We start from the raw sequence: 22,578 nt of genomic DNA, 5'->3' as shown, positions 1-22,578 counted from the left end.
TCCACCCTAGGCTCCGCTCCGGACACGGGCTCCGCCTAGGGTGAGGACATGATCACGCCCGACTGGATCCCGCACCGCCGCGCCTCCGACGGCGAGCTCGTGGGCTGGGTGCGTCCGGATGGCGACGGCTGGGTCGCCGTGTCGCTCTTCGGCGCCGACATCACGAGCTCGGTCGACTGGCTCGAGGCGGAGGAGGCGCTCGAGCGCCAGGGCCTGTCGTGGATGGCGGATGTGTGGATGCTGCGCCGGCCGGATGGCCGCGACGTGCGCGTCCGCCTGGTCGAGTTCTCTCCCGATCGGCTCGAGGGCGGCGTCGTCGCTCCCGGACGCGTCGTCGTGAAGACCGACGACTTCGGCGCGATCGACGTGCCCTACGAGCTCATCGAGCTGCCGTGGCCGCCGCCGCGCGACCTCCGCCCGCTCACGACGGGCGAGGGCGGAAGTCCCTGGGGGTGACCAGCGCGGCTCAGCCCGGGAGCGCGTCGAGCAGGGGCCTCGGGTCGGGCGCCTCGTCCGTGCCCTGGAACGCGACGGCGTCGGCCCCGGCGTCGACGAGCTCGCCGATGCGGTCGGCGATGCGGTTCTCGAGCGCATCGGCCCGAGGGTCGATCTCCGTGTAGACGCGCACGCGGGCGCGGCCTCCGCGCCCTGAGGCCTCGCGTCCCTCGTCGATGATCCCCCGTGCGCGGCGGAGGCCCTCGACGTCGATCGAGGCGTCGAGCAGGACCGAGTCGCCGATCTCTCCGGCCAGGCGCAGGGTCTTCGGCCCGCTCCCTCCGATCGTGATCTCGGGCGCGGTGGCGGGCGGCCATCCGAGCGAGACGCCGTCGAGCTTCACGTACCGCCCTGCCACGTCGACGGTCTCCCCGTCGAGGAGCGAGCGCACGGCGCCGACGTACTCGCGCAGCAGCGTCAGGGGCGACGCGACCCTCGCGCCGACCTGGCCCATCCACGGGAGCACGCCGTGCCCGAAGCCGGCGATGAACCGGCCCGGCGCGAGTCGCTCGATCGTGGCGACCTCCATCGCCGCGAGCGCCGGGTTCCGCAGCGGCACGGGAAGCAGGCCGATGCCGACCTTCAGCCGCTCGGTCGCGACGAGCGCCGCCGTCGCGGTCGCGAGGCCGCCTTCGAGGAAGCAGTCCTCCCAGAGCCACAGCTCCGCGACCCCCGCGGCGTCGGCGGCACGCGCGACGGCGACGAGGTCCTCGGGCGGGGACTGGGGACGGAACACGATGCCGATCGGGGGAGAGGACGCCGCAGCCGCTGCCATGCCCCCATCGTGCCATCCGCCCCGGACATCGGCGCCCGCCATCCGCCCTCCATCGGCACCCGCCATCCGCACCGTCGCGTCGGTGTCGGCGCCGCGTGCCATCCTGTTCGCGTGAGCACTTCCCCCGAGCCCGGCACTCCGGGAGGGACCCCCGAGCGGCCCGCCGTGTTCTTCCGCGACGCCGCGGAGTTCCGCGCGTGGCTCGAGCGGAACCACGACACCGCGACCGAGCTGTGGATGGGCCTGCGGCTCGCGCATGTGCCCGACCGCGGGCTCACGTGGGGCGACGCCGTGATCGAGGCGCTGTGCTTCGGATGGATCGACTCGGTCTCGCAGAGGATCGACGACGACTCGAGGCGGCAGCGCTGGACCCCGCGCAAGCGCGGGAGCACCTGGTCGCGCGTCAACATCGCGCACGTCGAGCGGCTGCTCGCGGAGGGGCGGATGCACCCCGCCGGGATCGCGGCGTTCGAGCGCCGCACCGAGGCGCGCACCGGGACGTACTCGCACGAGAATCCCGAGGCCGAGCTCACGGCCCCGCTCCAGGCGATCGTCGACGCCTCGCCGGGCGCGGTCGCCTTCCTCGCCGAGGCGACGCCGGGCTACCGCAAGGCCGTCCGCCACTGGATCATGTCGGCGAAGCAGGAGACCACGCGCGAGCGCCGGGCGCGTCAGCTCGTCGAGGACTGCGAGGCGGGGCGGCTCGTGCCGCCGCAGCGGCCCGGCGCGACGCCCGCGTGGCTCGCGCGTGCCGCGGCAGCGGCGCAGGCGGCCCGGTGACGCCTCCCGCCGTCAGCGGATGAGCGCTGCCCGCGGCACGCGACGGCGGGCCGGGGCGCCGAAGCGCGCGAGGACGAACGCGACCCACGCCGTCGCGGCGATGACGATCGCGGCGACGGCCGACCAGAGCACCACGGGGTCCGACACGGCGAGCGTGGGGATGAAGCGGCCGGGGACGAATGCCGCGAACGCGCCGGCGGCGAGTGCGCCCAGCCAGGAGCCCACCATGTTGCCGATGTGCGAGCGCACATTGCCGCGGCGGATGGCGATCACGCCGAGGGTCGTGGTGGCGAACGTGAAGATCGCGAGCGCGTGGAAGACGGTGAAGCCGCCGATCGTGTAGATGAACATCCCCGAGACGCAGACGAGGTACATGGCGATGACCCACGTGCGGCCGAGGGTCTTGTGGGCGCGGTCCTTGCGACGACGGAGGATGTTGACCGGCGCGAGGAGGATGACGAGCGATGCCGCGATCGCGTGGATCGGGATGAGGAGCGCGTGCGGGTCCATGCTCACAAGATAGAGTCACTATCCAATGCGGCGCATCCTGGATAGCGCCGGGCCGCCGCGCTATCCGAGGAGGGGCATGAAGCTCAGCGAACTGGCCGCGCGCACCCGCACATCGACCGCGACGCTCAAGTTCTGGATCCGGGAAGGGATCCTGCCGCCCGGCGAGCTCCGCAACCAGACCACCGCCGTCTACGGCGAGGGGCACGTCGAGCGGATCGCGCTCGTGCGCACGCTGCGGGAGGAGTTCGACCTGCCGATCGCGCGGATCCGGGCGCTCGTCGTGCGCATCGACGACCCCGGCGTCCCGCTCCTGGACATCATGGAGGAGTGCCAGCTCATCGCGACGGGGCTGCGCGCGGGCGACGCCGGGCAGGACGCGCGCGTGCCGAGGCTGCTCGCCGATGTCGGATGGCCCGACGCGACGAGCGTCGCGCGCGACGCGCTCTCCGCGGCCCTGCGCGATGCGGAGGCGGTCGGCGTCACGTTCGGGCGGGAGACCCTCGCCCGGTACGCGCGGATGCTCGCCGAGTTCGCCCGCGAGGACATCGCGTCCATCCGCACGGACGGCACCCGGGATGCCGTCGCGCGGGCGCTGCTGCAGGGCGCGGCGGCGCAGACGCGCGTCCTCGTCGCCCTGAACCAGCTCGCGCACACGTCCGCTGCGATCTCGGACGCGCTCGCCCGCGCGCAGGCCGGCGGCGTGGCGCTCGGCGCGGGCCCGGCGGAGGCCGACCCCGCCGGACCCGCGGACTAGGATTGAGGGGGTGCCCGGATCCCGTCGCGGAACCGCTCACGGCGCCCTCGCCCCCTTTCCGACCATTGGAGCCACCGTGGCCGAGCAGTCCCGCCTCGACAAAGTCATCGCCCTCGCCCGTCATCGCGGGTTCGTGTTCCAAGCGGGCGAGATCTACGGCGGTTCGAGGTCCGCGTGGGACTACGGCCCCCTCGGCACCGAGCTCAAGGAGAACATCCGCCGTCAGTGGTGGCAGACGTTCGTGCGCGGCCGCGGCGACATGGTGGGCCTCGACTCGTCGATCATCCTGCCGACCAAGGTCTGGCAGGCGTCCGGCCACGTCGCGACCTTCACCGACCCGCTCGTCGAGTGCCTCCAGTGCCACAAGCGCCACCGCGAGGACCACCTCATCGAGGCGTACGAGGCCAAGAAGGGCCGTGCCCCCGAGAACGGGATGGCCGACATCGTGTGCCCCGACTGCGGCACGCGCGGCCAGTGGACCGAGCCGCGCTCGTTCTCGGGCCTCATGAAGACCTACGTGGGCGTCGTCGACGACGAGTCGGGCCTGCACTACCTGCGCCCCGAGACGGCCCAGGGCATCTTCGTGAACTTCGCGAACGTCGTGACGGCCGCGCGCAAGAAGCCCCCGTTCGGCGTCGGCCAGGTCGGCAAGGCGTTCCGCAACGAGATCACGCCCGGCAACTTCATCTTCCGCACCCGCGAGTTCGAGCAGATGGAGATCGAGTTCTTCGTGCCCCCGGCCGAGGCCGGCGAGTGGTTCGAGCACTGGGTCGACGCATGCTGGAACTGGTTCGTCGACCTCGGCATCGACCCGGCGCACATGCGCAAGTTCGACGTCCCGGACGGCGAGCGCGCGCACTACTCCGACCGCACGATCGACGTCGAGTACGAGTTCGGCTTCGCGGGCAAGGGCTGGGGCGAGCTCATGGGCATCGCCAACCGCACCGACTTCGACCTGTCGAACCACATCGAGCACTCCGGCTCGAACCTCTCGTTCTTCGACCAGGCCTCGGGTGAGAAGTACGTGCCGTACGTCATCGAGCCGTCGTTCGGCCTCACCCGCTCGATGATGGCGTTCCTCGTCGACGCGTACCGCGAGGAGGAGGTGCCGAACGCGAAGGGCGGCACCGACACCCGCACCGTGCTCCGCCTTGACCCGCGCCTCGCTCCGGTCAAGGTCGCTGTCCTCCCGCTGTCGCGCAACGAGCGCCTCTCGCCGCTCGCCCGCGAGGTCGCCGATCAGCTGCGGGTCTCGTGGAACGTCGACTTCGACGACGCCGGTGCGATCGGCCGCCGCTACCGCCGTCAGGACGAGATCGGCACGCCGTTCTGCGTCACGGTCGACTTCGACTCGCTCGAGGACCGCGCGGTCACGGTCCGCGACCGCGACACGATGGGCCAGGAGCGCATCCCGCTCGAGGGTCTGCACGCCTACCTCGCCGAGCGCCTCCGCGGCGCCTGATCGGCGCAGAAGCGCCCCGTCCGGCCGAGCGGGTCATCCGGAGCCGGACGGGGCGCTTCTGCGCGTCCGCCCTCAGGCGCGGGCGCCGGGCCTCGGGATCTGCAGCACGGCGATCACGGCCAGCACCGCGGCGCCGGCGTAGAGGTAGAACGCCCCGGGGTAGGCGGTTCCGGCCGCGACCATGAGCCCGGTCGCCCAGGGACCCACGATCGCGCCGAAACGGCCGATGCCCGAGGTGAGCCCGATGCCGGTCGCGACGAGGGTGCGCGGATAGACGTGCCCCGCGAACGCGTACATGAGGGTCTGGGCGCTGAAGACGAAGACCCCCGTGACGAAGATCGCCGTCGTGAGCACGAGCTGCGAGTCGAACGGGATCGACAGCACGACGAGGAGAACCGCTGCGGCGCCGAACCAGATCATGCCGACGCCCTTGATGCCGCGTGCGTCGGCTGCGAAGGCGCTGATGACGAGCCCGGCGATGGCCCCGAGGTTCAGCACGAACAGCATGATGAGCGAGTCGGCGACCGGGTAGCCCGCTGCGCCCATGATCTTCGGCAGCCACGCGTTCAGGCCGTACACGAGCACGAGGCCCATGAACGTCGCGACCCAGAGTCCGATCGACGAGCGCACGTAGCGCGGCTTCAGGACGTCGGCGATCGAGGTGCGCTCGGCCTGCGCGCGCAGCTCGGCGGGGGCCGTCTCGGGCAGCCGCAGCCAGAGCACGGCGAAGAGGACGACGCCGAGCCCACCGCCGAGATAGTAGAGGAGCGACCACTCCGCGCCGGCGAACCGCCCCGCGAGTGAGGCGAGCACCGCCCCGAGGTGGTAGCCGATCATGGGGATGTTGTTCGCGAGCGCGCGCCGCCCCGTCGGAGCGACCTCCTGCATCATCGCGAGGGCCACGGGCATGCAGCCGCCGAGACCGAGGCCCGCGATGAGGCGGCTCGCGCCCATCCACACCGCGTCGGGCATGAGCGGGAACGCGATCGTGAAGACGGAGAAGACGGCGACCGCGATGAGAAGCGGCGTGCGGCGGCCGAAGCGGTCTGCGATGCGCCCCATCATCGCCGCGCCGAGCCCGACCCCGACGAGCGAGACCGTGTTCACGAGGTTCATCTCGCCGACCGAGAAGCCCCCGATGGCGGGATCGGTCAGCACCGGGATCGTGGCGCCCAGGGCGACGATGTCGTACCCCTCGAACACCACGATGAGGAAGCAGAGGATGCCGATCCAGGTGCGGCTGCGGGTGCGCGCGGATGGCGCGGCGGTCTCGGTCATGACGTCGTCGTCTCCTCGGGTCGTCTCGCCGCGCCCCCGTGCGCGACGATGCACCGGGACATGCTGTCAGAGCCCCGCCGCGGAGCCGGGCCGTTCTCCCGGTGAGTGGGATTCAGCCGCCCGGTGAGCGCTCGCCCGCCGTCGACGGGCCCTTCGGCAGCGCGTCACATGCCGCAATGCGCAGACACGCGACTTCATGAGGCGTCTCCCGACTTCACGGCATTGGACGGCGGCCGACGCGGCTTCCAGGATCTCTCCCAACGCACTCGACGACAGGCACGGGAAGGACAGCAATGAACGGGACACTCCGCACATCGACGATCAGCCGACGGGCGGTCGTGATGATGACCGCGGCGGCGCTCGTGGCCCTGACGGGCTGCGCGACGGCCAGCCAGGGGGCGACGGCCGGCGCCGAGCGCGACACGACCGCCCTGCCGTCCGGCGCGCCCGAAGCGGACACGACGCTGCGCGTCGCCGGCCGCACGACGCAGCTCCAGCTCGAGGCGGCGGGCGCCGACCTCGAGGGCCCCGCGTTCACGGTCGGCGAGTGGGTCAACGTCTCTGCCGGGCCTGACGTCATCCAGGCCTTCCGGGCGGGCGCCGCGGACATCGCGCAGAACGCCATCATCCCGCCGATCCAGGCGCACGCGATCGGGTTCGACGCGACGATCGTCGCGGTGCTCGAGCGCCCCGAGCCGTCGTACGTCTACGCGACGGCCGCCGGCTCCTCCATCGACAGCTTCGACGACTTCCGCGGCAAGAAGATCGCGTTCTCGCAGGGGCAGTCACAGGGCGACACGGTGCTCCGCACTCTCCGGACGGCGGGAATCGCGAACGACGAGGTCGAGCTCGTCCCCCTCCCGAGCACGCAGTTCCTCACCGCGCTGCAGTCGGGGCAGGTCGACGTCGCGCCGCTCAGCGAGCCGGCCGTCACGAAGTACATCGATCAGTACGGGGCGGATGGCGCCATCGCCATCCCGTCGGAGGAACCGGACCTGCTCAGCGTCCTCTGGGTGCCGACCGAGCTGCTCGCCGACGAGGAGAACGTGCGCGCGGTGCGCGACTACATCCGCGTCTGGGCGCAGGGCCAGGTCTGGGCCTGGGAGAACGCCGACGCGTGGAAGCAGTTCTACTACGTCGACACCGAGGGGGTGACGGCCGCGGACGCCGACCGCATCTGGGAGACGGCCAACCGCCCGCTGTTCCCCGAGGACTGGGATGTCGCCGTCGACTGGGCGCAGTCGTCGATCGATCTCCTCGCGGAGGGCGGTTTCGTCGAGACATTCGACGCCGAGGTGCTGTTCGACCGCCGGTTCGAGGGCGACGCGGCCGCGGCCGTGGCCGCCGAGTACCGAGGAGGCGCACGATGACCACCATCGCCCGCCCCGTGGGGCGCATCGCGATCGCCCCCGCGCCCGTCGGCTCGGCGCCCGGGCTCGTCCGCCAGGGCCGTCGCCGTCGACTCGGTCGCCGCCCCGGCCTCCCCGGCGCGCGCTTGCTGGGGCCTCTGCTCGTGCTCATCGTCTGGCAGGCCGCCGCGTGGGCGGGCCTCCTCGATCCGCGTCTGCTGACCGGGCCGGATGCCGTGCTCCGCACGGCCGGCGAGCTCATCGCCGACGGCCGGCTGGGGGAGAGCATCGCCACCTCGCTGGGGCGCGCGCTGCTCGGTCTCGCGGTGGGGACCGTCACGGGCGTCGTGCTCGCCGTGCTCGCGGGTCTGAGCAGGCTCGGCGACTCCCTCATCGATGGGACGCTGCAGGTGAAGCGGGCGGTCCCGAACCTCGCGCTGATCCCGCTCCTCATCCTGTGGCTCGGCATCGGCGAGGAGTTCAAGGTCGTCGTCGTCGCGCTCGGGGTCCTCGTGCCGGTCTACATCAACACCTACAGCGGGCTGACCGGCATCGACCGGCGCTACATCGAGCTCGCGGAATCCCTCGGGCTGAGCCGACGCCAGTACGTGCGCTCGGTCCTCCTGCCGGGCGCCCTCCCCGGGTTCTTCGTCGGATTCCGTCTCGCGGTCGTCGGCTCGTGGACGGCGCTCATCGTCGTCGAGACCATCAACGCCACGTCGGGAATCGGCTACATGATGTCTCAGGCGCAGCTGTACGCGCAGTCCGACATCATCCTCGTCGGCCTCGTCGTGTACGGCGCATTCGGCTTCGCCTCGGATGCGCTCGTCCGCCTGCTCGAGAGGAGGGCGCTCTCGTGGCGACGCACCCTGGGCAGCTGACCGCGGCGGTCGAGATCTCGAGCCTGACGCGGAGGTTCGACGGCCGGACCGTCCTCGACGGCATCGACCTGCGCATCGGGCGGGGCGGTTTCGTCGCCCTCATCGGGCGCAGCGGGTCGGGGAAGAGCACCCTCCTGCGCGCCGTGGCCGGCCTCGACGACGGGGTGGACGGCGGCGGGGACGTCCTCGTCCCCGAGCGCGTGTCGCTCGTGTTCCAGGACTCCCGGCTGCTGCCGTGGCTCCGCGTGCTCGAGAACGTGACCCTCGGGCAGAGCGGGGCGGGCGCCGCCGAACGCGGACGCGGCGTCCTCGCCGAGGTCGGGCTGGCGGGCCGCGAGCGCGCCTGGCCGCATGAGCTGTCCGGCGGCGAGCAGCAGCGCGCGGCGCTCGCGCGGTCGCTCGTGAGCGAGCCGCAGCTGCTCCTCGCAGACGAGCCGTTCGGCGCGCTCGACGCGCTCACGCGCATCCGGATGCACGCCCTCCTGCGGAACCTCCTCGATGTCCACCATCCCGCGGTGCTCCTCGTCACGCACGACGTCGACGAGGCGGTCCTGCTCGCCGACCGCGTCCTCGTCATCGAGAAGGGCCGCTTCGCCCTCGACGTCCCGATCGAGCTCCCGCGCGACCGGAGTCCGCACGATCCCGCGTTCGCGCGCTACCGCGAGCAGCTGCTCGCGTCTCTGGGGGTCTCCCCGCAACCCGGTGCCGCCACCGCGGCCGACAAGGAGGAAAGATGACCACGCGACAGCTGCACCTGAACCTGTTCCTGCACGACACGGGGCACCACGAGGCGTCCTGGCGGCTGCCCGATGCGGATCCGCACGCGCTGCTCGACCTCGCCTATCACCAGCGGCTCGCCCGGATCGCGGAGGACGCGCGCTTCGACTCGCTGTTCCTCGCGGACTCGCCCGTGCTCTTCGGGGACGTCGGGCGCCGGCCCCAGGGGCGCATCGAGCCGACCGTCCTGCTCGCGGCCCTCGCCGTGACGACCTCGCGCATCGGGCTCATCGCGACGGCGTCGACGTCGTACAACGAGCCGTTCAATCTCGCCCGGCGCCTCTCGTCGGTCGACTGGATCTCGGATGGCCGGGCGGGATGGAACATCGTCACCACCGCGGGGGAGGCGGCCGCTCGGAACTTCGGCCTGGAGGACCAGCCGCTGCACCGCGACCGCTACGCGCGCGCCTCGGAGTTCCTCGAGGTCGCGACGAAGCTCTGGGACTCGTGGGAGGACGACGCGGTCGTGGCCGACAAGGCGGCGGGCGTCCACACGCTCGCCGACCGGGTCCGCGCGATCGACCATCGCGGTCCGCACTTCCGTGTGGACGGCCCGCTCAACGCGCCGCGGAGCCCCCAGGCGTACCCCGTGCTCGTCCAGGCCGGATCGAGCGAGGACGGCAAGGCGTTCGCGGGGCGCTGGGCCGAGGCGGTCTTCACCGCCCAGCCCACGATCGAGGAGGCGCGGGCCTTCGCCGACGACGTCAAGCGGCGGGCCGTCGAGAACGGCCGCGACCCCGACCACGTGAAGATCCTCCCGGGCATCGTCCCGATCCTCGGCGACACGGAGGAGGAGGCCCGTGAGCTGGAGGCCGAGCTCGATCGGCTCATCCGGCCGGAGTATGCGCGCGAGCAGCTCGCGAGGACTCTCCGCGTCGACCCCGAGTCGCTCGCGTTCGACCGCCCGCTGCCCGACGACCTCCCTGACGAGGACGAGATCGAGGGGGCGAAGAGCCGCTACACGCTCATCGTCCAGCTCGCCCGGCGCGAGAGCCTGACCGTCCGCGAGCTGATCGGGCGACTGGGCGGGGGCCGCGGGCACCGGACCTTCACCGGCACCCCCGTTCAGGTCGCCGACACGATCCAGGAGTGGTTCGAGACCGGCGCGGCGGACGGGTTCAACATCATGCCCGCCGTGCTGCCGTCCGGGCTCGAGGCGTTCGCGGAGAAGGTCGTGCCGATCCTGCAGGAGCGCGGGCTGTTCCGCACGGAGTACACGGGGCGCACCCTGCGCGAGCACTACGGCCTGCCGCGCCCGGCGAACCGCCTCTCCGCCGAGGTCGCGTCGCGCGACGCGGTCCTCAGCTCGTGACCTCCAGGGCCATCCCGTCGCTCCCGCCCGGTCCGAGCTGAGCGAGCGCCTCCGCGCGGGCCGCGACGCCGTCGAGCTGCTCGACGGCGTCGCGGCCCGTCAGGCCTTCGCCTTCGCGGCGGCCTTCATCGCCCGCTTGTGCTCGCGCACCTTGGCGAGCGACTCGGGGCTCGTGATGTCGGCGACCGAGCGGAACGAGCCGTCCTCGCCGTACGCGCCCGCGGCCTCGCGCCATCCGGAGCCGTCGAAACCGCACTGCTTGCCGAGGAGCGCGAGGAAGATGCGCGCCTTCTGGTCGCCGAATCCGGGCAGGGCCTTCAGCCGCTTCAGGACCTCGGCGCCCGAAGGGGCACCGCGGGTCCAGAGCTGCGCGGCGTCGCCATCCCAGTCCTCGACGATCGCGCGGCACAGCTGCTGCACGCGCTCGGCCATCGAGCCGGGGTAGCGGTGCACCGCCGGCGTCTGGCGGAACGCCTCGACGAGGGCCTCGGGGTCATACGACGCGATGGTCGCGGCGTCGACCGCGCCGATCCGCTCGCGGATCTTCTCGGGCCCCGCGAACGCCGTCTCCATCGCGACCTGCTGGTCGAGGAGCATGCCGATGAGGAGCGCGAGGGGGTTCTCGCTGAGGAGCGTGTCGGCGGCGTCGTCGCCCGTGATGTGCAGGGTCATGCGTCTTCCTCGTGGTCGTGGTCGTGGTCGTGGTCGTGGTCGTGGTCGGACGGCTTCCCATCGAATCGGGCCGGACGATTTCGACGTGGTCGACTGCGGGTGCGAGCAAGTGGCCGGAGACTGCCCTCGAAGTAGGCGATCGCCGCGAGCGCCGTCACGTGCCGATGAGTGGCGCGCCGGCCCAACACGGGAAGCGGATAGTTCGCATCCTCATAAACCGCCTGGATCCGCTCGATGGCAGCATGATCGTCTGCGGTCATTATGAGCGCGCGTTCGGCGAGCTCATCCTCGCCGCAGTCCCACAGGCATGCTGCGATCAACGTGACCGGCGTGCTCACCCGGAAGTTCGCTCGGCCTTCCATCGCTTGACGGACATCGCCGTCCCAGCGCGAAGGTCGTGATGTCGGCTCCATGGTCAGCGCACATGCTGGAGCGCGAGGGGGTTCTCGCTGAGGAGCGTGTCTGCGGCGTCGTCGCCCGTGATCGTGAGAGCCATGCTCCTATGCTCTCAGGCCCCGGCCGGGCGCGCGGGGCGAGACAGAGCGCAGGAGAATCGAGCGGATGGCGGCAGCGCGTGCGCGGGATCGCGCGGATGGTCGACAGTGCGGCCCGCGGAACTCCTGCAATGTGTCCCGGGGGAGGCGTCAGGAAGTCCCGGAAGGGGTCAGGAGGCCTGCGCGTCGCCCGTGAACGGGCAGACCGGCGCCTCGGCCGCGGCCGCAGCGGGGCGCGCGTCGATGCCGAAGAGGGTCTCGAGCGCGTCGAAGACCTCGTCGGAGCGTCCCTCGGCCGCGAGCTGACCCGCACGCGCGGTCGGCGTGTGCAGCAGGACGCCCACGAGGTGGCGCAGCGCCTGCTCGACCTGCTCGCCGTCGCCGCGACGTCGGGCACGGTCGACCTCGGCCTGGGTGAGCTCGAACACGTGCTGGCGCAGCGCGACGATCGCGGGCTGCGCGCTCTGCTGGCGGCTCGCGAGGTGGAAGCGCGCCGCGGCGTCCTGCACGATCGCGCGCGCGGCCTCGGTCGCCTGGAGCTCCTCGAGCGGCGCGTGGAGGCGGATGGTCTCGAGGTCGAGCAGCGTGACGCCCGGCACGGTCGCGACATCGGGGGCGACGTTGCGCGGCATGCCGAGATCGATGATCATCGCGGCGCCGTCGAACCCGGCGCCCTGCAGGAGGGCAGCGTCGATGACCGGCTCCTCACGCGACGTGCAGGTGATGACGAGGTCGGACGACGCGGCCACCGCGGCGAACTCGTCGCTCGCGACGCTGAGCAGGCCGTGCTTCGCGGCGAAGCGCGCCCCCCGGCCGGAGGGCGAGTGGACCGTGATGTCGGTCACGCCGTGGTCGCGCAGGGCGGCGAGCGTCGCAGCCGCGTAGGAGCCGGTTCCGACGAGCAGCGTGCGCTGGGTGGTCCAGTCGGCGATGCGGCTGCCCGCGAGGTCGAGCGCCAGCCGCACGAGCGAGCGGCCTGCTCGGCCGAGGGCGGTGCCGTTCTTGACGCCCTTCTGCGTCTCGGTCGCGCGCTGGAAGAGGCGCTCGAGCTCGCTCGAGGTGGTGCCGTGCTCGCGCGCCTCGTCGAGGGCGCGGCGCACCTGGCCGCCGATCTCGCCCTCGCCGACGATGACCGACTCGAGCCCCGAGGCGACGGAGAAGAGGTGCTCGGCGACCTTCGTGCCCGCGGTCACCTCGCAGGCGCCCTCGAGGTCCTCGGGGGTCACGCCCGTGGCCGTGCGGATGGCCTCATGCGCGGCGGCGAGGCCGGCCTCGCGCGCGGCGCCGGACGGCACGTCGAGGTCGATGTACGCCTCGAAGCGGTTGCAGGTCGAGAGCACGACGGTGCCCTTGACGTCCTCGCTGTGGCCCGCGATGAGCGGGGCGACGGCGGTCGTGTGCGTGCTCAGGCGCTCGAGGAGATCGAACGGCGCGGTCTTGTGACTCGCAGACAGGCAGAACAGCACGACAGCCATTCTACCCCGCGTAAAAGTCTCTTCTGAATGATTCATGAAAAGGAAGGGTTGCCTAACCGGCGCTTTCCGCGACTCCGAAGGCGCGGATGGGAGGATGGGGGCATGCCTTCCCCCGATGCGCCGCTGCTGCGCGCCCTGCGCGGCGAGCGCCCCGATACCGCTCCGATCTGGTTCATGCGACAGGCGGGCCGCTCGCTTCCCGAGTACCGCGAGCTCCGCGTCGGCACGCGCATGCTCGACGCCTGCCTCACGCCCGACCTCGCGGCGGAGATCACGCTGCAGCCCGTGCGGCGGCACGGGGTCGACGCGGGCATCTTCTTCAGCGACATCGTCGTGCCGCTCCGGCTCGCCGGCATCGAGGTCGAGATCGTCCCCGGGCGCGGGCCCGTCTTCGCCGACCCCGTGCGCACGCGCGCCGACGTCGACCGCGTGACGGCCATCGACCCCGCGGAGGTCGCGGCGGCCGCCGACCCCGTGCGCGCCGCGGTGCGCGCCGTCGTCTCGGAGCTCGACGGCGCCGGCACGCCGCTCATCGGCTTCGCGGGGGCGCCCTTCACGCTCGCGGCCTATCTCGTCGAGGGCGGGCCGTCGAAGGAGCACCTGCGCGCCCGCGCCCTGATGCACGCCGACCCCGGCGCATGGCACGCGCTCGCCGGATGGCTCGCGCAGGTCTCGCGCGCGTTCCTCCAGGCGCAGATCGAGTCGGGGGCTGCGGCCGTGCAGCTGTTCGACTCGTGGGCGGGCTCGCTCGCGCCATCCGATCTGCGCGCATTCGTGCTCCCGCACTCGACGGCCGCCGTCGAGGGCCTCGACGTGCCGGTCATCCACTTCGGCGTCGGCACGGGCCCCGTGCTCGCCGACATGCGCCTCGGGGGCATCGCGTCCGCGGTCGGCGTCGACTGGCGCGTGCCGCTCGACGAGGCCGCGCGCACCGTCGGCGGCGAGACGACCCTGCAGGGCAACATCGACCCCGCCCTGCTCGCCGCGCCCTGGGAGGTGCTCGAGGCGCACGTCCGCGACGTGCTCGAACGCGGGCGCGCTGCCCGTGCGCACATCGTCAACCTCGGCCACGGCGTCCCGCCGGAGACCGACCCGACGGTGCTGACGCGCATCGTCGAGCTCGTCCACTCGGTCTGATCGTCGGAGGAGGCACACCGTGACGGAGCAGCTCGACGAGCTCTACGCCCACGCTCATGAGAAGCACGTCGTCGTCGTGGGCGGCGGCGTCGCGGGCCTGATCGCCGCGTGGGAGTGCGCCAAGGTGGGCATGCGCGTGACCGTGCTCGAGGCCGGCGAGCGCCCGGGCGGCGTGCTGCGCTCGGCCGAGGTGGGCGGTCTCGTCCTCGACCTCGGCGCGGAGAGCTTCGCGACCCGCGGCGGGCACGTCCGCGCGCTGATCGACGAGCTCGGGCTGTCGGACGACGTCGTGGCGCCGGGCACGGGCGCAGGCGGCGCGTGGGTCGCCGGCGTGCCCGGCGTGGGGGCGGCCCCGCTGCCGAAGGGCGGCGTGCTCGGCATCCCCGCCAACCCCTTCGCGGACGACGTCCGACGGATCCTCGGCTGGGGCGGCGCCTGGCGCGCCTACCTCGATCGGCTGAAGCCCGTGCTCACGATCGGCCACGAGCACAGCCTGGGGCGCCTCGTGCGGTCGCGGCTCGGTGAGAAGGCCCTCGATCGGCTCGTCGCGCCCGTCACGACCGGGGTGTACTCCGCGCATCCCGACGACATCGATCCCGACGTCGCGGCGCCGGGGCTCAACGCGGCGCTCACCCGCACCGGCTCGCTCACCGGCGCCGTCGCCGACCTCGCGGGCGCGCGCACGTCCGCTCCGGGAGGCGCCGTGCTCGGTCTGCGCGGCGGGATGGCGCGGCTCGCGGACGCGCTCGTCGAGCGTCTCGAGGTGCTCGGCGCCGAGGTCAGGACCCGCGCCGCCGTCGACGGGCTCGAGCGCGCGGGTGCGACCTGGACCATCCGCCTCGCGGCGCGCGAGGAGCGCGACGAGGACGTGAGCGACGCCGCTGTCGACGACGGGCCGATCGAGGCGGACGTGGTCGTCGTCGCGATCGGGGAGGCGGGCGCACGTCGCCTCCTCGCGCCGCACGTGACCGGCCTGGCCGCCGAGCCGGCACGGCCCGGCCCGGTCGTCGAGATCGTCACACTCGTCCTCGACGCCCCCGAGCTCGACGCGAAGCCGCGGGGGACGGGCGTGCTCACCGTCCCGGGATCGCACCGTGCGAAGGCACTCACCCACGCGACCGCGAAATGGCAGTGGGTCGCGGAGGCCGCCGGCGCGCACCGTCACGTCGTCCGGGTCTCGTTCGGCACCCAGAACGAGGAGCCGGCGACCGCGGGCCTCGACGACGACGAGGCGGCAGCCCTCGCGCTGGAGGAGGCGAGCGCCCTGCTCGGCGTCGCCCTCGCGCCGCATCAGCTCGCGGGCGCCCGGCGCGAGAGCTTCCTCCAGGCGCAGCCGGCCGCGACCGTCGGACTCAAGGCCGCGACCGCGCAGGCGCGCGCGGCCATCCAGACCGCTCCCGGCATCGGCGCCGTCGGCGCCTGGCTCGCCGGGACGGGACTCGCTCAGGTCGTGCCCGACGCGATCGCGGAGGCGGAGCGCGTGCGACGCCGCGCGCTCTTCTCGTGACCTGACCCGGGTACACCCGCGGGCGCTCTCGCGCAAGGCGGATGCCGAAAGCGGCATACACGGTTACTGTGGGACACCAGGGCAGCACCCGAAACGACGTGAGGAGAACCCGATGCGGGGGAAGCTGGGACTCGTGATCGGCCTCGGAGTGGGCTACGTGCTCGGCACGCGAGCCGGCCGCGAGCGCTACGAGCAGATCAAGGAGAAGGCGCAGGAGGTGTGGGAGCTCCCCATCGTCCAGGCGCAGGCCGAGAAGGCGACGAAGCTCGCCAAGTCGAGCGCGCTCGCGATCCCCCGCGCCGCCTGGAACGGCGCGATCAAGGTCGTCAAGGCGGCCACGACGTCCGGCACCCCGGGGCAGCGTCTCGATGCGGCGCTCGGCGAGGCGGAGGACGCCGCCGACGACGTCAAGCAGGAGGCGCAGCGGAAGGCTGCCGGCTGATGGCGCAGCTTCCGCCGTCGCCGGTGCGGGACCGCGCCGACGACAGTCTCTTCTCGCTGATCGGCGACCTGCCGGAGCTCGTCCGCAACCTCGTCGTCGCCGAGGTCAACGCGGCGAAGAAGTGGGCGATCGCCGCCGCGAAGGACGCGGGCTTCGGCACCGGCTGGATGATCGTCGCCCTGTTCTTCGTGTTCTGGGCGATCCCGGCCTTCCTCGCGTTCGTCGTCGCGCTCCTGTCGCTGTGGCTGCCGGTGTGGGCGTCGGCGCTCATCGTGTTCGGCGTCGGCCTCGTGCTCGCCGCGGTGTTCGCGCTGCTCGGCCTGCTCCGGTTCAAGCACCTCGCGAAGAGCGAGAACCCCGCCCGCGCCGTGCAGACGGACGTCGCCATCGTCAAGGAGGTCGCAGATGAGTTCTGACCGTGCACGCGCCGAGGAGCGGCTCGCGAAGACGGTCGTGCCCAGCGGGATCTCCGACCCGGTCGAGCTCGCGCGGGCGGAGCTGAAGGCCGCGCTCGCCGCGATCGAGGTCAAGGGCAACCTGCCGCGTCGAGCGGCCGAGGCGAGCCAGCGCGGCGCGGTGAAGGCGCGCGCGTTCGCGCAGCGCAGCCCAGTGGCGGCAGCCGCCGCCGCGGCGGGCGTCGCCGCGGCCGTCGGGCTCGCGATCTGGGGCGTCGCGCGGATCATCGCGCGCTGATCGGTGGCGAGGCCCTCCGCTCCCGTCAAGGGGGAGGGCCTCGTTTTCGCCTTCTCGCGACGCGGGAGCATGATGGAGTCATGTCTGCAGCACCCGAGACGACCGGCGACAACTACAGCCTCTGGGCGGTGTGGCGGCGGAACCCCGACCGCCCCGTGACGGAGCCCGACGCGACCGAGCTCGAGGACATCGTCGCCCTGCTCGAGGGCGAGGGCGTGACGATCCGCGGCTTCTACGACGTCAGCGGCCTGCGCGCCGATGCCGACCTCATGGTCTGGCTGCACGGCGCCGTCGCCGAGGACCTGCAGCGGGCCGTGCGCCGGCTGCGCCGCACCGAGCTGCTCAAGGACCTCCTGCCGACGTGGAACGCGATGGCCGTCCACCGCGACGCGGAGTTCAACAAGCGGCACATCCCGGGCTACCTCCGCGGCATCCCCGCGAAGGGCTGGCTCACGGTGTACCCGTTCGTGCGCAGCCACGAGTGGTACCTGCTGCCCGAGGACGAGCGCCGCACGATGCTCGCCGACCACGGCCGCAAGGGCGCCGCGTTCTCGGGAGTCGTCGCGAACACGATGGCGTCGTTCGCCCTGGGCGACTACGAGTGGATGCTCCCGATGGAGTCGGACGAGCTCAACGAGCTCGTCGACATGATGCGCGAGCTGCGCTACACCGAGGCCCGTCGCCACGTGCGCGAGGAGGTGCCGTTCTTCACGGGTCGACGCATCCCCGCGTCGGCCGTGCCCGAGGTGCTCCAGTGACCACGCCCATCCGTCTCGGCACGCGCCGGAGCGCTCTCGCGACGGCGCAGTCGTCGCAGATCGCCCGCGCTCTCGAGCAGCAGGCGGGGAGGCCCGTCGAGCTCGTGCCGATCGTCTCGGAGGGCGACACGTCGCGCGCGTCGCTGTCGCAGCTCGGCGGGACGGGCGTCTTCGCGACGCGCCTGCGCGAGGCGCTGCTGCGCGACGAGTGCGATCTCCTCGTGCACTCCCTGAAGGACCTCCCGACCGCCGACGCCCCCGGCCTCGTCATCGCGGCGACCCCCGCGCGTGCGGACGCACGCGACGTCGTGCTCACGCGCGACGGCGTGCGGCTGGGCGACCTCGCCCCCGGTGCGCGGATCGGCACGGGCTCGCCGCGCCGGATCGCGCAGGTCCGGCGCGCGAACGCGGGTGTCGAGCTCCACGACATCCGCGGCAACGTCGACTCCCGCATGCAGCGCGTGCGCGACGGCGAGCTCGACGCGATCGTGCTGGCCGCGGCGGGCCTGTCGCGCCTCGGAGCCGACATCGACCTCGCTCTCGAGCCGCAGGACCTGGGCGGATGGCCGACGGCCGCGGGGCAGGGAGCTCTCGCCGTCGAGACCCGCAGCGACATCGACGAGGAGCTCTTCGCGGCCATCCGCGCCCTCGACGACCCCGCGACCCGCTTCGCCGTGACGGTCGAACGGGCGATCCTCGCGGGCGTCGAAGCCGGGTGCCATGCGCCCCTCGGGATCCACGCCGTCCTCCGGGGCGAGCAGCTCTCGGTCACCGCGGTCGCGTACGGCCGCGAGCCGGGCGAGGAGATCGCCGTCGAGCACGCCGAGGCCGTGGCGCAGGAGTATATTCGTCCTGAGGGCGGAAGCGACGGTGCGGACTCCGCCCGGCGCGTCGTCCCCCGACGAGCGAGCGAGATCGGCACCGCTGTCGCCGGTCGGCTTCTCGACCGAGGGGCGTCCGACCTCGTCTCCCCCTCGACCACACCATGACGAAGCCAGTGGAACACATGACCGGAAAGCCTCTCGCCGGATGGCGGGTGCTCGTGCCTCGCGGCGGCCCGTGGGGCGATGGCGTCGCGGCGCGTCTGCGTGCCGACGGCGCGACGCCGGTCATCGCGCCGCTCATCAACTTCGCCCCGACGGAGGACAAGGCCGCTCTCGAGCAGGCGCTGCGCGACCTCGCCGACGGCATGTTCGACTGGCTCACCGTGACGAGCGCGACGACCGTCGACGTCCTCTACTCCTACGGCGCGACGATCCCCGAGAGCACGAAGGTCGCGGCGGTCGGCGAGACGACCGCGACCGCGCTGCAGGCCGTCGGGTACGGCGTGGACCTCGTGCCCGACACCGACAACTCCGCAGCCGGACTCGCGCGGCAGCTCCTCGCCCGGGAGTCGGAGCCCCGCCGCATCCTGACCCTGCGCAGCGAGATCGCCAAGCCCGTCCTCACCGACGCCCTCATCGCAGCGGGGCACGACGTGCACAGCGTCGTCGCGTACCGCACGGTGGGCGTGCCCGCCCCGGAGCGCGCGCACCGCGACGTGCTCAACGGCCGCATCAACGCCATCCTCGTGACGAGCGGCTCGGTCGCCGAGCAGGTGCGCGAGCAGTTCCCCGACATCCCCGACCAGACGATCATCGCCGCGATCGGCCCGCGCACCGCGCGCGACGCCGACGCCGTGGGGCTGCCGATCCACCTCGTCGCACCACGGCAGACCATCGAGTCGCTCATCGACTCCCTCGCGAAGATCCCGGTGCCCGAGCCGACCGAGGAGGCCAGGGCCATCCCGCCCACGACGCCGACCGACGTCGTCCGGATCCCCGGGATGAAGGCGCGCCGATGACCTTCCCCGTGCACCGGCCGCGACGCCTCCGCCAGTCGCCGGCGGTCCGCCGGCTCATGCGCGAGACGCACCTCGCGCCATCCCAGCTCGTGCTGCCCGCCTTCGTGCGGGAGGGCATCGCCGAGCCCGTCGAGATCTCGTCGATGCCCGGGGTGCGCCAGCACACGCTCGACTCCCTCCGCCGGGCCGCCGTCGAGGCGGCGGAGGCCGGAGTCGGCGGCATCATGCTCTTCGGCGTGCCGGCCGTGCGCGACGCGGTGGGATCGGGCGCCGACGATCCCGAGGGCATCCTCAACGCCGCCGTGTCGGCGCTCGCATCGGAGGTCGGCGACGCCCTCGTCGTGCAGGCCGACCTGTGCCTCGACGAGTTCACCGACCACGGGCACTGCGGCGTGCTGACGCCCGAGGGCGGTGTCGACAACGACGCGACGCTCGAGCGGTACGCCGCGATGGCCCTCGCGCAGGCGCGTGCGGGTGCGACGCTGCTCGGGCTCTCGGGGATGATGGATGGCCAGGTCGCGGCCGTCCGCGAGGCGCTCGAGTCCGAGGGCTTCGTCGACACGATCGTGATGGCGTACTCGGCGAAGTACGCGGGCGCGTTCTACGGGCCGTTCCGCGAGGCGGTCGACTCGCAGCTGAAGGGCGACCGGCGCACCTACCAGATGGACCCCGGCAACGCGCGCGAGGGAGTCCGCGAGGCGGTGATCGACGTCGAGGAGGGCGCCGACATCGTCATGGTGAAGCCCGCGCTGCCGTACCTCGACGTGCTCGCCGACGTGCGTGCGGCCGTCGACGTGCCCGTCTGGGCGTACCAGGTGTCGGGCGAGTACGCGATGATCGAGGCGGCGAGCGCGAACGGCTGGATCGACCGCCGCGGCGCGATCGAGGAGTCGCTCCTCGGCATCCGCCGCGCCGGCGCCGACGCCATCCTCACGTACTGGGCCGTCGAAGCCGCGCGCTGGCTGCGCTGATCCGGGAGGCGCGGCGTCGTCCGGGCGCGGCGGGTTCGCCGCGTTTCGCGGCGAACGTCCTCGCACGATTCGCCCATCCGCGGCGCGGGAGAATGGACGCATGACCGATCGCAACGACGTCCTGTTCGAGCACGCCCGCGAAGTGATCCCCGGCGGCGTGAACTCGCCCGTGCGGGCGTACGGCTCGGTCGGCGGGACGCCCCGGTTCCTCGCGTCGGCGCGCGGGGCGTACGTGACGGATGCCGCTGGCCGAGAGTACGTCGACCTGGTCGCCTCGTGGGGCCCGGCTCTGCTCGGTCATGCGCATCCGGAGGTCGTCGCCGCGGTGCAGGAGGCGGCGGCGCGCGGTCTGTCATTCGGCGCTCCGACCGAGGGCGAGGTCGAGCTGGCCGATCTCATCGTCGGCCGGGTGCAGGCCGGCGGCCTCCGTCCGGTCGAGCAGGTGCGCCTCGTCTCGACGGGCACCGAGGCGACCATGACCGCCATCCGCCTCGCGCGCGGCGTCACCGGCCGCGACCTCGTGCTCAAGTTCGACGGCAACTACCACGGGCACTCCGACGGGCTCCTCGCGGCGGCGGGCTCCGGCGTCGCGACGCTCGCCCTCCCCGGCACGGCGGGGGTGCCCGCGCCGATCGCGGCGCAGACGCTCGTCGCCCCGTACGGCGACCTCGACGCGGTGCGCGAGATCTTCGCGGTCCGCGGCGACGAGATCGCCGCGATCATCGTGGAGGCCGCGCCCGCCAACATGGGGGTCGTGCAGCCGGCGCCCGGCTACAACGCGGCGCTTGCGCAGATCGCGCACGACGCGGGAGCGCTGCTCATCCTCGACGAGGTGCTCACGGGCTTCCGCGTGCACCCGGCGGGGCACTGGGGGCTCCAGGTCGAGGCGGGCGAGGCCTTCGAGCCCGACATCATCACGTTCGGCAAGGTCATGGGCGGCGGCATGCCTCTCGCAGCGCTCGGCGGCAAGCGCGCCGTCATGGACCAGCTCGCTCCCGTCGGCCCCGTCTACCAGGCCGGCACGCTCTCGGGGAACCCGCTGTCCGTCGCCGCCGGCATCGCGACGCTGCGTCTGGCCACTCCCGAGGTCTACGCGGCCGTCGACGCCGCCGCGGCCACGGTCGCCGACGCGCTGGCCGCCGCGCTCTCGGCGGAGGGCGTCGTCCACGCGATCCCGCGCGCCGGCAACCTCTTCGGGCTCGCGTTCCTGCCCGAGGCGCCGGCCGACTACGCGACTGCCAAGACGCAGGAGGCGTTCCGCTACACGCCGTTCTTCCACGCGATGCTCGAGGCGGGCGTCGCCCTGCCCCCGAGCGTGTTCGAGGCGTGGTTCCTCACGGCAGCGCACGACGACGAGGCGCTCGCTCGCATCGTCGACGCGCTGCCCGCGGCCGCGCGGGCCGCCGCGGCCGCGACCGCCTGAGCCGCGACGCCCTCTGCACAGGCGGCTCCCGCCGGCGCGCCCTCCCCAGGCGAACCGCGTGCGAGCCGCCGACGGGGGTGGTCCCTCCGAGGATGTGACGCATCCGACCGAGGAGGAGACCATGACCGACGCCAAGCTCGACCTCATCGCGAAGCTGCTCGCGAAGGCCGAGAGCACGACGCCCGAGGAGGCCGAGGCGCTCACCGAGCACGCCGAGCGCCTCATGGTGAAGTACGGGATCGGGCAGGCGCTGCTCGATGAGAGACGTGCTCGACTGGGCGAGACGCAGGACCCCGTCGTCGAGGAGCAGATGCTCTTCACGGGCGCCTACGCGCGCGACCTCCGAGAGCTCGGCGGCGGGGTCGCGCGCGCCCTCGGCACGATCCGGCCGCTCATCGCCGACTCCGCTCGCGGATCGGTGCCGTATCTCGTCGGGTTCGCGTCCGACGTGCAGCAGGCGCGCGTTCTCATCGCGAGCCTGCGCGTCCAGGCGCTCGTCGCGATGCGCGCATGGTGGCTCATCGAGCGAGCGTCGTACGACTGGTGCACGGAGAGCGACCGCCGTCGCGCGCGCAGCGGGTTCGTCCGCGGATTCGGGGCCGGCGCCGCGGCGCGCATCGCCGAGAACCGCCGCGCGATCATCGAGGAGGCGGGGAGCGGAACCGACCTCGTCCTCGCGTCACGTCGAAGCCGGGTCGATGCCTACGTCGACGCGCTCTCCCCGAGGAGAGGGCGCCGGCGCCAGGGGGCCGACGCGGGCGCGTTCGCGTCGGGGCACCGCTCCGGCCGC

Annotated in this window: 24 protein-coding genes and 1 pseudogene; 19 read left to right on the top strand and 6 right to left on the bottom strand. The window is 73.0% G+C overall.

The features are described from left to right. Nucleotides 1-48: 48 nt before the first annotated feature. Nucleotides 49-456 carry a hypothetical protein gene (locus M1D56_RS14540; RefSeq protein WP_456283990.1) on the top strand — a complete coding sequence of 136 codons (408 nt, stop codon included), beginning with the start codon at nucleotides 49-51 and terminating at the stop codon, nucleotides 454-456. Between the two features lie 10 nt (nucleotides 457-466). On the opposite strand, the gene M1D56_RS14535 is transcribed toward M1D56_RS14540, so the two are convergent. Continuing rightward, nucleotides 467-1,372: an LLM class flavin-dependent oxidoreductase gene (locus M1D56_RS14535; protein WP_456283989.1), complete on the bottom strand. Its 906-nt coding sequence runs from the start codon at nucleotides 1,370-1,372 to the stop codon at nucleotides 467-469. Between the two features lie 9 nt (nucleotides 1,373-1,381). On the opposite strand from M1D56_RS14535, the gene M1D56_RS14530 reads away from it, so the two are divergent. Beyond that, nucleotides 1,382-2,050, top strand: coding sequence for a YdeI/OmpD-associated family protein (locus M1D56_RS14530; RefSeq protein ID WP_271172945.1), 669 nt, complete (start codon nucleotides 1,382-1,384; stop codon nucleotides 2,048-2,050). 12 nt (nucleotides 2,051-2,062) lie between these two features. On the opposite strand, the gene M1D56_RS14525 is transcribed toward M1D56_RS14530, so the two are convergent. Beyond that, on the bottom strand, nucleotides 2,063-2,560 hold the full coding sequence (locus M1D56_RS14525) for a DUF2306 domain-containing protein (RefSeq protein ID WP_456283988.1): 498 nt from the start codon (nucleotides 2,558-2,560) through the stop codon (nucleotides 2,063-2,065). A gap of 76 nt (nucleotides 2,561-2,636) precedes the next feature. On the opposite strand from M1D56_RS14525, the gene M1D56_RS14520 reads away from it, so the two are divergent. Together M1D56_RS14520 and M1D56_RS14515 are read left to right on the top strand one after the other, a co-directional pair. Further along, on the top strand, nucleotides 2,637-3,314 hold the full coding sequence (locus tag M1D56_RS14520) for a MerR family transcriptional regulator (RefSeq protein WP_456283987.1): 678 nt from the start codon (nucleotides 2,637-2,639) through the stop codon (nucleotides 3,312-3,314). A gap of 76 nt (nucleotides 3,315-3,390) precedes the next feature. After that, nucleotides 3,391-4,776, top strand: a complete 1,386-nt coding sequence (locus M1D56_RS14515; protein ID WP_324013740.1) for a glycine--tRNA ligase — start codon at nucleotides 3,391-3,393, stop codon at nucleotides 4,774-4,776. 72 nt (nucleotides 4,777-4,848) lie between these two features. On the opposite strand, the gene M1D56_RS14510 is transcribed toward M1D56_RS14515, so the two are convergent. After that, nucleotides 4,849-6,054 (bottom strand): MFS transporter, encoded by a 1,206-nt coding sequence (locus M1D56_RS14510; RefSeq protein ID WP_456283986.1) that lies wholly within the window; start codon nucleotides 6,052-6,054, stop codon nucleotides 4,849-4,851. A gap of 293 nt (nucleotides 6,055-6,347) precedes the next feature. Here M1D56_RS14510 and M1D56_RS14505 point away from each other — a divergent pair, with 293 nt between their 5' ends. The 4 genes from M1D56_RS14505 to M1D56_RS14490 are packed head-to-tail and all read left to right on the top strand — an operon-like array spanning nucleotide 6,348 to nucleotide 10,373. Further along, the gene (locus M1D56_RS14505; RefSeq protein WP_456283985.1) at nucleotides 6,348-7,424 is read left to right on the top strand and encodes an ABC transporter substrate-binding protein; all 1,077 of its coding nucleotides are present in this window, start codon (nucleotides 6,348-6,350) and stop codon (nucleotides 7,422-7,424) included. After that, entirely contained in the window at nucleotides 7,421-8,284 is an 864-nt protein-coding gene (locus M1D56_RS14500) for an ABC transporter permease (protein ID WP_456283983.1), read from the top strand. Before M1D56_RS14505 ends, M1D56_RS14500 begins: the two co-directional genes overlap by 4 nt. Next, entirely contained in the window at nucleotides 8,260-9,021 is a 762-nt protein-coding gene (locus tag M1D56_RS14495) for an ABC transporter ATP-binding protein (protein ID WP_456283982.1), read from the top strand. Before M1D56_RS14500 ends, M1D56_RS14495 begins: the two co-directional genes overlap by 25 nt. After that, nucleotides 9,018-10,373, top strand: a complete 1,356-nt coding sequence (locus M1D56_RS14490; RefSeq protein WP_456283981.1) for an LLM class flavin-dependent oxidoreductase — start codon at nucleotides 9,018-9,020, stop codon at nucleotides 10,371-10,373. The genes M1D56_RS14495 and M1D56_RS14490 overlap by 4 nt, the downstream gene beginning before the upstream one ends. A gap of 99 nt (nucleotides 10,374-10,472) precedes the next feature. Here M1D56_RS14490 and M1D56_RS14485 read toward each other — a convergent pair whose 3' ends face one another. From M1D56_RS14485 to M1D56_RS14475, 3 genes are all read right to left on the bottom strand, one after another. Then, complete coding sequence (locus tag M1D56_RS14485) at nucleotides 10,473-11,045, bottom strand: HhH-GPD-type base excision DNA repair protein (protein ID WP_456283980.1); 573 nt, start codon at nucleotides 11,043-11,045, stop codon at nucleotides 10,473-10,475. Then, a complete protein-coding gene (locus tag M1D56_RS14480; protein ID WP_456283979.1) occupies nucleotides 11,042-11,458 on the bottom strand; it encodes a hypothetical protein in 417 nt (138 codons plus the stop codon). The genes M1D56_RS14485 and M1D56_RS14480 overlap by 4 nt, the downstream gene beginning before the upstream one ends. A gap of 251 nt (nucleotides 11,459-11,709) precedes the next feature. Continuing rightward, the gene (locus M1D56_RS14475; RefSeq protein WP_282978919.1) at nucleotides 11,710-13,005 is read right to left on the bottom strand and encodes a glutamyl-tRNA reductase; all 1,296 of its coding nucleotides are present in this window, start codon (nucleotides 13,003-13,005) and stop codon (nucleotides 11,710-11,712) included. A gap of 111 nt (nucleotides 13,006-13,116) precedes the next feature. On the opposite strand from M1D56_RS14475, the gene hemE reads away from it, so the two are divergent. The 11 genes and pseudogenes from hemE to M1D56_RS14420 form a co-directional block, all read left to right on the top strand. Continuing rightward, nucleotides 13,117-14,151: a uroporphyrinogen decarboxylase gene (hemE, locus tag M1D56_RS14470; RefSeq protein ID WP_456283978.1), complete on the top strand. Its 1,035-nt coding sequence runs from the start codon at nucleotides 13,117-13,119 to the stop codon at nucleotides 14,149-14,151. A 19-nt stretch (nucleotides 14,152-14,170) separates the two neighbouring features. Continuing rightward, nucleotides 14,171-15,658: a protoporphyrinogen/coproporphyrinogen oxidase gene (locus M1D56_RS14465; protein WP_456283977.1), complete on the top strand. Its 1,488-nt coding sequence runs from the start codon at nucleotides 14,171-14,173 to the stop codon at nucleotides 15,656-15,658. 112 nt (nucleotides 15,659-15,770) lie between these two features. Then, on the top strand, nucleotides 15,771-16,100 hold the full coding sequence (locus M1D56_RS14460; RefSeq protein WP_456283976.1) for a hypothetical protein: 330 nt from the start codon (nucleotides 15,771-15,773) through the stop codon (nucleotides 16,098-16,100). After that, nucleotides 16,100-16,516, top strand: a complete 417-nt coding sequence (locus M1D56_RS14455) for a phage holin family protein (RefSeq protein ID WP_456283975.1) — start codon at nucleotides 16,100-16,102, stop codon at nucleotides 16,514-16,516. Before M1D56_RS14460 ends, M1D56_RS14455 begins: the two co-directional genes overlap by 1 nt. Next, nucleotides 16,506-16,793 (top strand): hypothetical protein, encoded by a 288-nt coding sequence (locus M1D56_RS14450; RefSeq protein WP_271172930.1) that lies wholly within the window; start codon nucleotides 16,506-16,508, stop codon nucleotides 16,791-16,793. The genes M1D56_RS14455 and M1D56_RS14450 overlap by 11 nt, the downstream gene beginning before the upstream one ends. An 80-nt stretch (nucleotides 16,794-16,873) precedes the next feature. Beyond that, nucleotides 16,874-17,551: a hydrogen peroxide-dependent heme synthase gene (gene hemQ, locus M1D56_RS14445; protein WP_271172929.1), complete on the top strand. Its 678-nt coding sequence runs from the start codon at nucleotides 16,874-16,876 to the stop codon at nucleotides 17,549-17,551. After that, nucleotides 17,548-18,540 carry a hydroxymethylbilane synthase gene (gene hemC, locus M1D56_RS14440; RefSeq protein WP_282978765.1) on the top strand — a complete coding sequence of 331 codons (993 nt, stop codon included), beginning with the start codon at nucleotides 17,548-17,550 and terminating at the stop codon, nucleotides 18,538-18,540. The genes hemQ and hemC overlap by 4 nt, the downstream gene beginning before the upstream one ends. Before the next feature lie 17 nt (nucleotides 18,541-18,557). Then, nucleotides 18,558-19,394 carry a uroporphyrinogen-III synthase gene (locus tag M1D56_RS14435; RefSeq protein WP_271172927.1) on the top strand — a complete coding sequence of 279 codons (837 nt, stop codon included), beginning with the start codon at nucleotides 18,558-18,560 and terminating at the stop codon, nucleotides 19,392-19,394. Then, nucleotides 19,391-20,365 carry a porphobilinogen synthase gene (gene hemB / locus M1D56_RS14430; protein ID WP_456283974.1) on the top strand — a complete coding sequence of 325 codons (975 nt, stop codon included), beginning with the start codon at nucleotides 19,391-19,393 and terminating at the stop codon, nucleotides 20,363-20,365. Before M1D56_RS14435 ends, hemB begins: the two co-directional genes overlap by 4 nt. A gap of 100 nt (nucleotides 20,366-20,465) precedes the next feature. Further along, nucleotides 20,466-21,788, top strand: a complete 1,323-nt coding sequence (gene hemL, locus M1D56_RS14425; protein ID WP_456283973.1) for a glutamate-1-semialdehyde 2,1-aminomutase — start codon at nucleotides 20,466-20,468, stop codon at nucleotides 21,786-21,788. Between the two features lie 121 nt (nucleotides 21,789-21,909). Continuing rightward, nucleotides 21,910-21,987: pseudogene (locus tag M1D56_RS14420) on the top strand (hypothetical protein); the annotation flags it as partial. Between the last annotated feature and the right edge of the window lie 591 nt (nucleotides 21,988-22,578).

The sequence above is a fragment of the Microbacterium sp. JZ101 genome (assembly GCF_053903175.1).
The sequence above is the reverse complement of the archived record's forward strand: the minus strand, read 5'-3'. Positions and strand labels throughout refer to the sequence as shown.